The sequence below is a fragment of the Streptomyces sp. NPDC052910 genome (genome assembly GCF_055585605.1).
Genome location: NZ_JBVJJR010000005.1, coordinates 287880 through 300427, shown reverse-complemented (window position 1 = coordinate 300427; position 12548 = coordinate 287880). Strand labels below are relative to the sequence as shown.

11 protein-coding genes are annotated in these 12548 nt (G+C 73.5%); 4 read left to right on the top strand and 7 right to left on the bottom strand.

Features of this window, described 5'->3' with window-relative positions:
* The first annotated feature begins 50 nt into the window (after positions 1–50).
* Positions 51–257, top strand: coding sequence for a hypothetical protein (locus tag ACZ6X9_RS20460; RefSeq protein ID WP_469779414.1), 207 nt, complete (start codon positions 51–53; stop codon positions 255–257).
* 18 nt (positions 258–275) lie between these two features.
* Here ACZ6X9_RS20460 and ACZ6X9_RS20455 read toward each other — a convergent pair whose 3' ends face one another.
* The 5 genes from ACZ6X9_RS20455 to ACZ6X9_RS20435 all read right to left on the bottom strand — a co-directional run bounded on the left by ACZ6X9_RS20455 (position 276) and on the right by ACZ6X9_RS20435 (position 4809).
* Positions 276–614 (bottom strand): hypothetical protein, encoded by a 339-nt coding sequence (locus ACZ6X9_RS20455; RefSeq protein WP_469779413.1) that lies wholly within the window; start codon positions 612–614, stop codon positions 276–278.
* Between the two features lie 274 nt (positions 615–888).
* Positions 889–1623 (bottom strand): hypothetical protein, encoded by a 735-nt coding sequence (locus tag ACZ6X9_RS20450; protein ID WP_469779412.1) that lies wholly within the window; start codon positions 1621–1623, stop codon positions 889–891.
* A 186-nt stretch (positions 1624–1809) separates the two neighbouring features.
* Positions 1810–2115: a hypothetical protein gene (locus tag ACZ6X9_RS20445; protein ID WP_469779411.1), complete on the bottom strand. Its 306-nt coding sequence runs from the start codon at positions 2113–2115 to the stop codon at positions 1810–1812.
* Between the two features lie 83 nt (positions 2116–2198).
* Positions 2199–3005 (bottom strand): hypothetical protein, encoded by an 807-nt coding sequence (locus ACZ6X9_RS20440; protein WP_469779410.1) that lies wholly within the window; start codon positions 3003–3005, stop codon positions 2199–2201.
* Positions 3006–3321: 316 nt separating this feature from the next.
* Entirely contained in the window at positions 3322–4809 is a 1488-nt protein-coding gene (locus tag ACZ6X9_RS20435; protein WP_469779409.1) for a CehA/McbA family metallohydrolase, read from the bottom strand.
* Positions 4810–5335: 526 nt separating this feature from the next.
* Between ACZ6X9_RS20435 and ACZ6X9_RS20430 the strand changes: the two genes are divergently transcribed.
* From ACZ6X9_RS20430 to ACZ6X9_RS20420, 3 genes are all read left to right on the top strand, one after another.
* Entirely contained in the window at positions 5336–6193 is an 858-nt protein-coding gene (locus ACZ6X9_RS20430) for a TIGR03619 family F420-dependent LLM class oxidoreductase (protein ID WP_469779408.1), read from the top strand.
* Positions 6194–6380: 187 nt separating this feature from the next.
* Positions 6381–8981 carry a bifunctional FO biosynthesis protein CofGH gene (locus ACZ6X9_RS20425; protein WP_469779407.1) on the top strand — a complete coding sequence of 867 codons (2601 nt, stop codon included), beginning with the start codon at positions 6381–6383 and terminating at the stop codon, positions 8979–8981.
* Between the two features lie 119 nt (positions 8982–9100).
* Positions 9101–10261, top strand: coding sequence for a DUF8017 domain-containing protein (locus ACZ6X9_RS20420; protein WP_469779406.1), 1161 nt, complete (start codon positions 9101–9103; stop codon positions 10259–10261).
* A 1016-nt stretch (positions 10262–11277) separates the two neighbouring features.
* Here ACZ6X9_RS20420 and ACZ6X9_RS20415 read toward each other — a convergent pair.
* Together ACZ6X9_RS20415 and ACZ6X9_RS20410 are read right to left on the bottom strand one after the other, a co-directional pair.
* Entirely contained in the window at positions 11278–11472 is a 195-nt protein-coding gene (locus ACZ6X9_RS20415) for a DUF397 domain-containing protein (RefSeq protein ID WP_469779405.1), read from the bottom strand.
* Between the two features lie 199 nt (positions 11473–11671).
* Positions 11672–12547 carry a helix-turn-helix domain-containing protein gene (locus tag ACZ6X9_RS20410; protein WP_469779631.1) on the bottom strand — a complete coding sequence of 292 codons (876 nt, stop codon included), beginning with the start codon at positions 12545–12547 and terminating at the stop codon, positions 11672–11674.
* Between the last annotated feature and the right edge of the window lies 1 nt (position 12548).

The following is a 12548-nucleotide window of genomic DNA, read 5'->3' as shown; positions in this document are numbered from 1 at the left end:
CGCATCGCCACGAGGACGTCAACCCCACCGCGAGAGAAAGGACTTCGCACATGACCGCCCGCGCCCGTGCCGCCCGCGCCCTGACCCCGCTGCTCCCGCTCCTCCTCACGGCCCTCCCCGCCTGCTGCGCCCTGGCGGCGTTCGGCGCCCTGCCCTGGCCCGTGCCCGCCGTCGCCCTGCCGGTGGCCCTGGCCGTGCTGTGGCTGCGCGGCTTCCTCCGCCTCCCGCGCGCCACCCGTGCCCGGCGGACGTCCTGAGCCCCGGCCGGGGTCTGCTCACAACGTTCTGACCAGCTTCGCCGCCACCGCAAGCGGCAGCGACGGGTACGTGCTCCGGAGCGCCCGCACCGCCTCGGGCACGCCCCGCTCGTCGCGGACCCGGCGCAGGGCGGGCACGTCCACGGCGGCGCGCAGCTCGTCGAAGGAGGCGAAGGTCCGGGCGTACCAGTCCCGCTTCCTCCTGCGGTCCGCGTACACCTCCGCCGCTCCGGCGAGGACGGTCCCGAGCGCGGCGCAGAGGGCGAGCGCCCAGAGGTTCCGGCCGGCGTAGGCCAGGACGGCCAGGACGAAGGCGACGGCCGCGCCGCACCACAGGGCCAGGCGGGGGATGGTCATGAGCGGCATGCCTCCTGTGCTGACCGACGCGCGGAGCCGGTTCTCCAAAGTGGTCTCTCCGGCGTCCGGCCCTGTGCGGCGGTGGTCTCTCCGATGTCCGGTCTCGTGCGGCGGCGGCGGTGGTCTCTCCGACGTCCGGCGCCTCTCCGGCGGTGGCCTGTGCGACGTCCGGTGCCGGTCCGGCGGTGGCCTGTCCGGCGTCCGGTACCGGTCCGGCGGCGGCCTCTTGGCGTGCCCGCCGGGACCGGCGGCGGTTCGACGGCCCGCAGGCGGATCAGGCCGTGGCGACCGGCCACTGCCCGCCGGGGAACGCCCGGTTGTCCTTCGCCTCGCCCTCCACGGCCGTCATCTGCTGCGCCTGGGCGCCGAGCGCGGCGACGAGCGTGGTGACGGCGGTGATGACGAGGGCGGTGTTGACGCCGGCCTCCTCCACGACGATGGCCGCGCCGGCCCAAGAGAACACCACCGAGCCCAGCGCGGCGATGGCGGCGACGATGGCGGCGATGAACTTGACCAGGATGACGCCGAGGGCCACATAGAAGGCGAGGCCCGCCACGGCGCAGAGGGTGAGCGCCGTCGCGATCTTGTCGGCGCTGGTGGCGATCTGCGTCGCCGCGGTGGGCTGGAGCTTCACGGCGGCGGTGTAGGCGGTGGCGCCGTCGCCCTTCCACTGCTTGGGGGCCCGGAGCGCGTCGGCGGCGACGTTGCCGGCCACGTCGGTGGCGTGTCCGCGCACGTCGTGCTGCCAGGTCCAGGCGTCCTTGAACGCGGTGACGGGGACGGCGGCCCCCTTGAGCAGCTCGCCGATCTTGTTCAGGATCCACTTGCCGAGTTCGACGAGCTTGTTGGCGCACCAGATCAGCGCCTTGCCGATGAACTCGGGCACGTACCACTTGCTGGCGGTCGACTCCGCCTTCGGGCCGACCTGGTTGAGCTTCGTCGTCAGGCTGGTCAGGCCGGAGTTCAGCTTGTCGATGGTCGCCGTGTACTGCGCGGCGTTGAATGCCACGATTCCCCCTGTGCGCTGTGCCGTGGTGTCGCTCTGTGCTGCCGTGCGGTGGTGGTGCGCGGTGCCGTGATGTGGCGTGGTGCCGTGGTGTGCCCTGTGCCCTGTGCCCTGTGCGCTGTGTGGTGTGCGCTGTGTGGTGTGTGCTGTGCGTTGCGCGGGCCGTGGTCCCCGGCGTCGGTCCGTCGGTCAGTACGCCTTGGAGACGCTCTTCGTGGTGTCCACTTCGTGGTCGTCGTACGAGCGGGCGTTGACCGCCAGCGCGTCCGCGACCTCCTTCGTGCGGTCCCGGCCCTCGGCGGTCCGGGAGGAGATCTGGTTCACCGCGTCCGTGTAGGCCGATACGAGGACTTGGAACAGACCGGCTTCCAGGCGGGTCATGCGCAGGCCCTCCACGGTGTTGTGGATGCCGCCGAGCGCGGCGCTCTGCCGGTCCCACATCCGCGCGTCGGTGCGGATGCCGTCGGTGATGACCTTGAGGTCGGGGTCGCCCATGGGCTGCTGCCTCCGGTGGTGTGCGGGCCGGCTGGTGTGCGGCCGGCCGGTGTGCGGCGGGCGGGTCTGCGGCGAGCCGGTGTTCAGCCGGTGAACCGCGCGGGGTCGCCGAGGATCGCCATGGCTTCCTTGAACAGGCCGTCGAGCTGAGGCCCGGACGGCCCGCGCGAGGAGTCGGCGACGAGCCGGTCGCGGGCGTCGGCCAGGGCCTGGGCGAGGGCCTCGTTCAACCGCACGGCCGACCGGCCGTCCGCCCACGCGGGGTCGACGGAGCAGGAGACGAGCGACCCTTGGGCCACGGTGACGGCCACCTGCCCGCCGGCCGACTTCCCGGTGAACGTCTCGGGTTCGGCCGGGGCGGGGCCGGCGATCGCGTCGAGGTCGAAGAGGGACAGCAGTTCCTCCGTCACCTCGTCGAGGGGGCGCGGGAGGACGTACCGGAGGTCGAGTTCCGGCATCCCGGGAGGGGCGGTCGCGGGCGTCGGTCCGGTGGACGCCGGTCCGGCGAAGGTCGCGCCCGCGGCCGCCGCTCCGGCCTTGGGGGCTTCGGCGGTGAACGGCGAGGCCGCGTCGAGCTGTTCGGCCCGCCGCTCCCAGCCGGTCTCCTCCAGCGACCGCGACCAGCTCTCCAGCCGTTGCCGCAGGGCGGCCTCGTAGGCCGCGGTGACGGCGGCGGGCAGGGCCTCCGGCGTCTGCCGCCGTTGCCAGTCGGTGACGAGCGCGACCCGCTCCGGCAGGCCGTCCGCCGAGAGCCGTACGGTGACGGCGCCTTGCGGGTCGCTGCCGGTCACCTCGCTCGGTATGCGCTCCCGCATGTCCGACATGAGCCGCTGGATGCCCAGAATATGGTCCCGGACCTGATGCAAGTCCGCGAACGGGTCGCCGTTCACCGATCCCCCTTCGTAGCACGGCACGGAGCCGCCTCTTCCGGAAAAGGTGGACGGCGCCGCCCGCTTGACGTGGCGTGCACGCTAACACGCTGCACTCACCCGGCCGAGTGACGCGCGACGCGTTCCGCTTGCCTCGGAGGCCGGGTGCGGGGAGGGCGCGGCGGGCGTGCTGTGATCATCGCCGCCGGTGGGGCGGGGTCCGGTGCTTGTCGGGGGCGGGAGCAAGCCGCACGAGTAACACGCGTCTCGTGCGTCCCTTGCGTGTCACGTGAGTTGTTCGCCCTTCGGGTGTTGTCAACGTTTGTCTCAACGCCCCTCAACGCTCAACTCGACCCAGAAACACCGGATTCGTCATCGCCGCCATCGCCCCCGGCGACCCGGCGGCCGTGGCAGGGCGACGTACCTCGGCCCGTACGTACGCCGAACGCCCGGGCGTCGTACGCCACTCCACCCGCCCGTCCGGCGGGAGCGGTACGGACAACAGCGTCCCCTGGTCCGTCACGAGCGCCGCCGTGCAACCCGTCGGCGCACCGGTGACCGTGAGCCGGACCGTCACCTCGGTGCCGGGGTCGGCCGGCAGCCGCTCCCCGATGCCCGCGTGGGCGCCGGTACCGGTCGTGGCGGCGAAGGACAGGCCGATCGCCTTCGACTCGGCGATCCAGCTCCGGCCCGCGCGGATGCCCGCCAGCACGGCGTCGTGGGACAGTTCGTCGGCCAGGACGACCGTCTGGGGGAGGCCCACGGGCTGCGGCTCGCGGTGGGCGTCGCTGTTGCCCATGGCCGGCAGCCACCGGCCGCCCTCCCGGGCGGCGGTGACGAGCAGGGCGTCCCAGGTGGCGACGGCCGCCTCGTCGTCCGGCGTGAACGAGCCGTTCCACACCTCCACCGCGTCGGCGTGCTCGTAACCGAACTTCCAGGAGCAGCCGACGCACGTCCCGTACGGGTGCGCCGGGACGACGAGACCGCCGGCGCGCCGGACCGCCCGGGCGTGCCGGGCGAAGACGTCGTCGCGGGCACGGTAGCGCCAGTCGACGAAGGTGCCGGGTTCGGTGCCCAGGGCCAGGACGTGGCCGTTGCGGGTGGTGACCTCCTCGCCGGTGAGGATCAGCAGGTCGTCGCCCCACAGGCCCTGCCAGGCGGCGTGGCCGGAGGTGGTGTTGTGCTCGGTGGTGACGATCCAGTCGAGCCCGGCGGCGCGCGCCGCCGCCGCGATGTCGGCCGGGGCGCGGAGGCCGTCCGAGTGGACGCTGTGCAGGTGGCCGTCGCCCCGGTACCAGGCCCGGCCGCGGCCCTTCGCCCGCCGTGGCGGGTACACCGGCTTCGGCGGCGTGCCCGGCGGACCGTACCGGAGGGTCACGGTCACCTCGTATGCCATCCCCTGCGGTGCGACCGTGTACGGGCCGAGGAGGACGTGCCAGGTACCCGGCCGGACCGGCCCGGGCAGATAGCCGGGAGTGGCCCGCTCGGCGCCGACCGTGAACTCCGTGCGGGCGCCGCCCGACCAGCCCCGGAAGCCGTCGGGGCCGGTGCCGCGCTCGTCGAAGATCCCGATGTCGCAGGAGTTGCCCGGCACACCGGGCGGGACGGGCGGCCGGTCGTAGGTGTACGAGACCGCGATCTCGCGGACGCCACGCGGCACTTCCACGGGGAGGAAGACGAAGTCGGGCGCGCCGGCCGGCAGCCTGCCGGTCACCTTGCGCGTCTCCGTCGTGCCGGCACCGCCGCGCCCCGGCGGGCCGGCGGCGTGAGCGAACGTCACGCCCTCGAGCGTAAGGGCACCCGCCGCTCCCGCGACAGCCGCCATTTTCAGGACACCGCGTCGTGCCACCTGCCGCTCCACCCGGACCTCCGGCGCCGTCGTCTCGTGCCGTGCTGTGCCGTGCGTGCCGTGCGTGCTGTTCTGTACGGGCTGTGCCGTGTGTGCTGTACGTGCCGTGCATGCTGTGCAGTGCGTGCCGTGCTGTTCCGTACGGGCTGTGCCGTGTGCGCTGTACGTGCCGTGCGTGCCCTGGCGTGCGGGGTGGGCGCGCCGTGCGTGCCGTGGCGTGCGTGCCGTGCCGTGCGCGCCGTGCCGTCCCTCCCCGTCCCGGCCCTCAGCCCCCACCGCCGCCCGGCCCCTACCGCCGCCCGGCCCCCGTCCAGCCCGGCCCCGCCCCCCGCCCCGCGGCCTCGCGGACCGGATCCCACCGTTCTACGCCACCGGCGCGCCTCGCGGAACGGGCGGTGCGGAGGACGGCGGATGACGGTCGTGTGTCGCCCGTTCGACATGGGTCACGGGCGGCCCCGCAGGGATTACCGTGGGTACAGGCGACAGACGGAGGTTTCCCCGCATGCGGATCGCGACCACGGTCTTCCTCACGGACGAGACGATCACCCCGGTCCGGCTCGCCCGAGAGCTCGAACAACGCGGCTTCTCGGGGCTCTACCTGCCCCAGCACACCCACATCCCGGTCGAGCGGAAGACGCCCGCCCCCGTGGGCGACCCGCTGCCCCGCGAGTACGGCCGGGCGTTCGACCCGTTCGTCGCGCTGGCCCAGGCCGCCGCCGTCACGCACCGGATCACCCTGGGAACGGGGGTCGCCCTCGTCGCCCAGCACGACCCGGTCGTCCTCGCCAAGCAGGCCGCCACCCTGGACCACCTCAGCGGGGGCCGGTTCACCCTCGGCATCGGCTACGGGTGGAACGTCGAGGAGGCCGCCGACCACGGTGTCGAGTGGCGGACGCGGCGCCGGTTGGTCCGGGACCGGATGGCGCTGATGCGGGCGCTGTGGGAGGAGGAACCCACGGCGTACGACGGCGAGTTCGCGTCCGTCCGGGCCAGTTGGGCGTATCCCAAGCCGGTGACGCCCCCGCGGCAGCGGGTCGGCGCGCGGCCGCTCGTCGGGCCCCGGACGCTGATCGGCGGGGCCGCCGGCCCGGCGCTGTTCGCGGCCGTCGCGGAGTACGCGGACGGCTGGCTGCCCGTCGGCGGCGGTGGGCTGCGCGAGGCGCTGCCCCGGCTGCGGCAGGCCTGGGCCGACGCCGGCCGGCCGGGGGAGCCGGCCGTCGTGCCGTACGCCGTCCACCCGTCGGCGGGGAAGCTGGCGCACCTCGCCGAGCAGGGCATCGAGGAGGTCGTGGTCGGGCTGCCGGCGGCGGGCGAGGGCGAGGTGCTGCGGGCGCTGGACGCGCACGCGGAGTTCCTGTGAGCGGCGGGGACCGCCCGTAGGGGTGCGGCCCGCCGGGCCGCGGGGGCTTCCGTCAGTACCCGGAACCGAGTGCCCCAAATCCACCGGAGGATACCTCCGTTTACGCCCCGTCAGACGTGAGGATCGGCACATCACCCCTGGCGGAATGCCCCCTGGCGTCCTTGCTTGGCCCTCGTATGCTCGGGGGATGACTTCGAGCGCACAACGGCCCGTCTCGCCACCGCCGACCGCGAACGCGATGCGACGCGCGCTCAAACGGGCCCGGGACGGCGTCGCGCTGGACGTCGCCGAGGCGGCCGTGCTGCTCCAGGCGCGCGGGGACGACCTGGAGGACCTCTGCGCCTCGGCCGCCCGCGTCCGCGACGCGGGGCTGGAGGCCGCGGGCCGGCCCGGGGTCATCACCTACTCCAAGAGCGTCTTCATCCCCCTCACCCGCCTCTGCCGCGACCGCTGCCACTACTGCACCTTCGCCACCGTCCCCGGCAAGCTCCGCCGGGCCGGCGAGGGGATGTTCATGTCCCCGGACGAGGTGCTGGCCGTCGCCCGCCGGGGTGCGGCGATGGGCTGCAAGGAAGCCCTGATCACCCTGGGCGACAAGCCCGAGGACCGCTGGCCCGAGGCGCGGGAGTGGCTGGACGCGCACGGCTACGACGACACGCTCGCCTACGTCCGGGCGATCTCCATCCGGATCCTGGAGGAGACCGGGCTGCTGCCCCACCTCAACCCGGGCGTCATGTCCTGGACCGACTTCCAGCGACTCAAGCCCGTCTCCCCGTCGATGGGCCTGATGCTGGAGACGACGTCGCAGCGACTGTGGAGCGAGCCCGGCGGCCCGCACCACGGCTCGCCCGACAAGGAGCCCGCCGTCCGGCTGCGGCACCTGGAGGACGCGGGCCGCAGCTCCGTGCCGCTGACCAGCGGGCTGCTGCTGGGGATCGGCGAGACGGTGGAGGAGCGCGCGGAGTCGCTGTTCGCGCTGCGCCGCGTCTCCCGGGCGTACCACGGCATCCAGGAGCTCATCCTGCAGAACTTCCGCGCCAAGCCGGACACGGCGATGCGCGGCATGCCCGACGCCGAGCTGGACGACCTGGTCGCCACGGTCGCCGTCGCCCGGCACATCATGGGCCCGTCCGCCTGCCTCCAGGCGCCGCCGAACCTGGTGGACGAGGAGTTCGGCCGGCTCATCCGGGCGGGCGTCGACGACTGGGGCGGCGTCTCGCCGCTCACCCCGGACCACGTCAACCCCGAGCGGCCCTGGCCGCAGATCGACGAGCTCGCCGCGCGGTCCGCCGCCGAGGGCTTCGAGCTGAAGGAACGTCTCGCCGTCTACCCGGAGTTCATCCAGCGGGGAGAACCGTGGCTGGACCCGCGGATCCTCCCGCACGTCCGCGCGCTGGCCGACCCGGAGACCGGGCTGGCGCGCGAGGACGCGGTGGTGGAAGGCCGTCCCTGGCAGGAGCCGGAGGAGGTCTTCGTCCCCACCGGTCGCACCGACCTCCACCGCACCATCGACAGCGAGGGCCGCACCGGCGACCGGCGGGCCGACTTCGACGAGGTCTACGGCGACTGGGAGGCGCTCCGCGAAGCCGCCGCCCCCGGCATGGCCCCCGAGCGGCTGGACGGTGACGTCCGGGCCGCGCTGCGGCAGGCCGCCGACGACCCGACGCGCCTGACGGACGCCGAGGCGCTCGCGCTCCTGCACGCCGACGGACCGGCCCTGGACGCCCTCTGCGGCATCGCCGACGACCTGCGGCGGGCGACGGTCGGCGACGACGTCACCTACATCGTCACCCGCAACATCAACTTCACCAACGTCTGCTACACCGGCTGCCGCTTCTGCGCCTTCGCGCAACGCCGTACGGACGCCGACGCCTACACCCTCTCGCTGGACCAGGTCGCCGACCGGGCCCAGCAGGCGTGGGAGGTCGGCGCCGTCGAGGTGTGCATGCAGGGCGGCATCCACCCCGACCTGCCCGGCAGTGCCTACTTCGACATCGCGCGGGCGGTGAAGGAGCGGGTGCCGGGGATGCACGTGCACGCCTTCTCGCCCATGGAGGTCGTCAACGGCGCCTCGCGGACCGGCCTTTCGATCCGTGACTGGCTGTCCGCGGCGAAGGAGGCCGGGCTCGACAGCATCCCCGGCACGGCCGCCGAGATCCTCGACGACGAGGTCCGCTGGGTGCTCACCAAGGGCAAGCTGCCCACCAAGGACTGGGTGGAGGTCGTCAGCACCGCGCACTCGCTCGGTATCCGCAGCTCGTCCACGATGATGTACGGGCACGTGGACCAGCCCCGGCACTGGCTCGGGCACTTCCGGAAGCTGGTGGAGATCCAGAAGGAGACGGGCGGGTTCACCGAGTTCGTGACCCTGCCCTTCATCCACACCAACGCTCCCGTCTACCTCGCCGGCATCGCCCGTCCCGGTCCGACCATGCGTGACAACCGGGCCGTGACGGCGATGGCCCGGGTACTGCTCCACCCGCACATCACCAACATCCAGACGAGCTGGGTGAAACTGGGCGCCGAGGGGGCCGCCGAAATGCTGCGGTCGGGCGCCAACGACCTGGGCGGCACGCTGATGGAGGAAACCATCTCGCGGATGGCGGGCTCCTCCTACGGCTCCTACCGCTCGGTGCGCGACCTCGTCGCCATCGCGGAGGCGGCGGGGCGGCCGGCGCGGGCGCGCACGACGCTTTACGGGGAGGTGTCGGAGGAGCGGCTGCGGGCTGCGGCGGCTTCTGACGGGCATCTGCCGCGGCTGCTGCCGGTGTTGGGGGCGGAGGGGTGAGGGTGCCCCCTCTGGGGGAGGGACCGGGGCACAGCCCCCCGCAGGGGCACCCCGCGTGTTGCCGACCTGTCGCACACACTCGATCGGACGGCAACACTCTCCCGCATAAGGTGTCCCGCATGTCTTCACCCCAGAACCCCCACCAGCCCCAGCAGCCGCAGCCCCCGCACGCCCCGCAGGGCAGCGGCTTCGGAGGCCCGCCGCCGACCTGGGGCCCGGAGGGGACGGGCCACGCCCAGCCGACGATGGTCGGCGGTCAGCCGGCCGTCCCACCGCCGCCCCCGCCGCCGGGCCACGGCTCCGTGCCGCCCCCGCCGGGGCGCGGCTCCGTACCGCCGCCGCCCGGCCCGGTGCCCGGTGGTGCCCCCGGTCCGTACGGGGGCGGTGCCCCCGGTCCGTACGGCGCGGGGCCGGGGGTGGCGCCGATGCCCGGGCCCACGCCTCCGTCGCCGCAGCGCGGCAACAAGAAGGTGCTCGCCATCGTCGGCGGCGTCGTCGCCCTCGCTGTCATCGGCGGCGGCATCGCGTTCGCGCTGAAGGGCGGAACCGGGGACGACGACAAGAAGGAGGACGCCAAGGGGGCGTCCGCCGCACCCAAGGACCCCTCCGGCCCGCAGGCGTCGGCCTCGGCGTCCGCGCCGGGCGGACCGGGCGCCGACAAGCCGGCGGACGGCGGCTACAAGGCGCCCGCCGGCTGGCAGACGCAGGTCTACGAGCGGCACGGCTTCGCCTACGACGTCCCCGGCAAGGAGGACAAGTGGAAGGTCCTGCCCGGTGACACGATGATCTCGTACACCGACAAGGGCAAGCCGATCGTCGCCATGTCCGGCACATCCGACTTCCACGAGGGCGGCTGCTCGTCGAACCCCAACCCCGACACCTTCGGCGAGGCCGGCAAGGGCCAGCTCGCCACCGTCGGCACCACCGGCGGCGGCAAGGACGGCGACCTCCGGACCAACGCCCGTAACTGGGCCGGGAACTGGGGCGTCATGGCCTACGGCGGCGTCGGCGCGCACAAACCGAAGATCGAGGTCGGGCAGGCGACGCCGTGGAAGCGCAACGGCATCGAGGGCTACACCGCGACCGCCAAGGTCACGGTCACCCACCGGCCGAGCGCCTGCGTACCGCCCACCGCGATCGTGAAGAGCATCGCGCAGAAGCTGCCGGACGGCACGTTCCACGGCTGGGTGATCTACGCGGACCAGGGCGTCCCGAACGCGTTGTCCGAGGCGCGGATCGACGAGATCATGAAGACGGTCCGGCCGACCGCCGCACACTGACGCCACGGTCCGTGCTTCGGACGTCACCTCGTCCGTCCGTCCGCCCGCCGGGCCGCCCGACCGACCACCCGACCGCCCGGCGTCACGGAGTTGCCCGGCGCCACCGAGGCGTCCGGCGTCACCGAGCGACCGGCCGACCGGAGCGACCGGCCGACCGGAGCTGCGGGTCGATGGGTGGGGAGTGCCGAAGTGGGCATTCCTTCCCGGCGGTCGTGGAGGGCGCCGCTGTCCTGACAGCGACGCCCGGGAACATCGGGTGGGGCCGTTCATGTGCCACCCCTCGGGTGGCCGGACCGTGCCGCTGCCTGACGGCGGCGTCCGGGAACAGCGGTCGGCAGTCGGCGTGGCACCCGAGGGGCTCGGAGGGGTGTGGCCCTTGGGAGTCGCCGAGGCGAGCCGGGCCGCCGTCGCCGGGGCGGTCACCGTCGGCACTCCCGCCGCGCGCTGCCCGCCGCGCATGTCCTGCCGCGGGTCTGCCGCGTGGGCCCGGCGGGGCCACCGCCGGAAATCCCCGCGGGCAGGCTTTCCGCAGGCGGACGTACCCGGAAGCCGGGCACCTTCCCGGGACGGGAGCTCTCGGTCAGCAGCCGTCCCGAGTGGCAGCCTGCCGAACTGCCGCCGGTGAACTGCCACCGGTGACCTGCCGCCGGTGACCTGCCGCCGGTGACGTGCACCGGGCTGAGCCGCGGCTTTCGAGGCCGCGGCAGACGCGTCACCGTGCCGCGCCCGATGGCATCGATTCCGGCCGATCCCGCCCGATCCCGGATCCCCGTCTGATGGCTGCTGGCGGCTCCTGGTGGCGTGTGGCTGCGCTTGACGACACCCGGGTGGCACCGATCGCCCGATCGTGCCCCATCGCGCCCGGACACGTCCGAACCGCCGTGATACGCCGGGCCGGTGGCCGGCGCGCGGCGCCGCGCCGCCACAGCGCGCGTCGCTCCACCGTGCGTCACCGCGTCGGGCGCGGCTCCGTCACGCGTGGCCGCGCCGCGCGCCGGTAGCGTCGTCTCGCAGCGTCACTCGCCATCCACGACGGTCGACGTGAAAGCGCTCCACGCCTCGGGGGTGAAACCGAGCACCGGGCTCTTGGGGTCCTTGGAGTCGCGGACGGCGATGGCGCGGGGGAGGGGGGAGGCGACCTCCACGCAGTCGCCGTGCGCCAGCGAGTAGGAGGACTTCCGCCAGGTGGACTTGCCCTGCTGAATGGCCATGGTGTTGCTCCGTTGCCTGTGAGTGCTGCCTGTGGTCAGAAACGCCGGTTTCCCGAGGTGGAACCGACGGTACGCGCCAACATCAGATGCTGAGCTGGCTGTTCACCCGACCGGATGGCATATTCCAGGCACCTCTTCCCCGGAGCCCGCGGCAGGTGTACCGTTCCGCCTCCGCGTCGCAGGAGGGCGGCGGCAGGGGTCAGGGACGGGTGCCGTCGACGGACCGGTACTCCTCGGCCACGCGGAGCATGAACTGCCGTGAGTGCTCGGCGTTGAGTGCCTGCATCCGCAAATGTTCGTACATCACGCTGTACGCCTGGACGTCGTTCGGCTTCTCCAGGTAGAGGTCGCTGGTGATCCCCTCCAGGTACACCGTGCTGGCGTCCTGCGGGTCGTGGAACTCCAGGATGCAGAACTTGCCGTACATGCCGGGGTGCGCGCCCACGTCGTACGGCAGCACCTGCACGGTGATGTGCGGCTGGAGGCTGAACTCCACCAGGTGCTCGAGCTGTTCGCACATCACGGCCCGGCTGCCGACCACCCGGCGCAGCGCCGCCTCGTCGATGACCGCCCACAGGCGCAGCGGGTTGTCCGGGTCGCTGATGCGTTCCTGCCGCCGCATCCGCACCTGCACCCGGCGCTCGACCTCCGCCGCGGTGGCCTCCGGCCAGGAGCCCTCGGTGACGGCCCCGGCGTACCCGGGAGTCTGGAGCAGCCCGGGCACGAGGGACGCCTCGTAGATGCGCAGTGAGGCCGCGTCCGTCTCGAGGCCGATGTAGACGCTGTAGGGGATGTCGCCGAACGCGTGCCACCACCCCTGCTGGCGCGACTCCTTGGCCATCTGCATCAGCGAATCGACGATGCGGTGGTCCTCGACCCCGTACACCCCGCAGAGATCGCGGACGTCGCGCTGGCTGATGCTGCGGCGGCCGTTCTCGAGCCGGCTGATCTTCGACTGCGACACCAGCAGCCGTTCGGCGACCTCCTCGGCCGTCATCCCCTTGAGCTCACGGAGCTTGCGCAGCTCCTGCCCCAAGCGGCGCCGCCTTACGGTGGGATTGACACTGGACGCCACG

What these genes read in the sequence shown, in the direction of transcription:
- ACZ6X9_RS20435 (WP_469779409.1), bottom strand. Translation starts at nt 4,809, where the DNA reads ATGGCGGCTGTCGCGGGAGCGGCGGGTGCCCTTACGCTCGAGGGCGTG.
- ACZ6X9_RS20445 (WP_469779411.1), bottom strand. Translation starts at nt 2,115, where the DNA reads ATGGGCGACCCCGACCTCAAGGTCATCACCGACGGCATCCGCACCGAC.
- ACZ6X9_RS20430 (WP_469779408.1), top strand. Translation starts at nt 5,336, where the DNA reads ATGCGGATCGCGACCACGGTCTTCCTCACGGACGAGACGATCACCCCG.
- ACZ6X9_RS20415 (WP_469779405.1), bottom strand. Translation starts at nt 11,472, where the DNA reads ATGGCCATTCAGCAGGGCAAGTCCACCTGGCGGAAGTCCTCCTACTCG.
- ACZ6X9_RS20425 (WP_469779407.1), top strand. Translation starts at nt 6,381, where the DNA reads ATGACTTCGAGCGCACAACGGCCCGTCTCGCCACCGCCGACCGCGAAC.
- ACZ6X9_RS20420 (WP_469779406.1), top strand. Translation starts at nt 9,101, where the DNA reads ATGTCTTCACCCCAGAACCCCCACCAGCCCCAGCAGCCGCAGCCCCCG.
- ACZ6X9_RS20460 (WP_469779414.1), top strand. Translation starts at nt 51, where the DNA reads ATGACCGCCCGCGCCCGTGCCGCCCGCGCCCTGACCCCGCTGCTCCCG.
- ACZ6X9_RS20455 (WP_469779413.1), bottom strand. Translation starts at nt 614, where the DNA reads ATGACCATCCCCCGCCTGGCCCTGTGGTGCGGCGCGGCCGTCGCCTTC.